This window comes from Streptomyces longispororuber (assembly GCF_024448165.1).
Classification (GTDB): domain Bacteria; phylum Actinomycetota; class Actinomycetes; order Streptomycetales; family Streptomycetaceae; genus Streptomyces; species Streptomyces longispororuber_A.
This window is the reverse complement of record NZ_JAMOLN010000440.1, coordinates 1-264: the sequence shown is the minus strand read 5'-3', so window position 1 is coordinate 264 and position 264 is coordinate 1. Positions and strand designations below refer to the sequence as shown.

At 73.1% G+C, this 264-nt stretch carries 1 pseudogene; it reads left to right on the top strand.

The window, feature by feature from the left end:
- A pseudogene (locus tag M4J07_RS47750) lies at positions 1-264 on the top strand (electron transfer flavoprotein subunit alpha/FixB family protein); the annotation flags it as partial.

Genomic DNA, 264 nt, shown 5'->3' with positions numbered 1-264 from the left:
ACCCGTGTGCTGACCCATGAGGCCGCGGAGTACGCGGACTATCTGGTGGTGCCGAAGGTGGACGCGCTGCAGGCCGCGGTCGCCGCCATCGCGCCGGCCGCGGTGCTGGTGCCGTCCTCCGCGGAGGGCAAGGAGATCGCCGCCCGTCTGGCGCTGCGCATCAAGTCCGGCATCATCACCGACGCCGTCGACCTGGCGGCCGGCGCGGAGGGTCCGGTGGCCACCCAGTCGGTGTTCGCCGCGTCCTTCACCACCACCACCCGC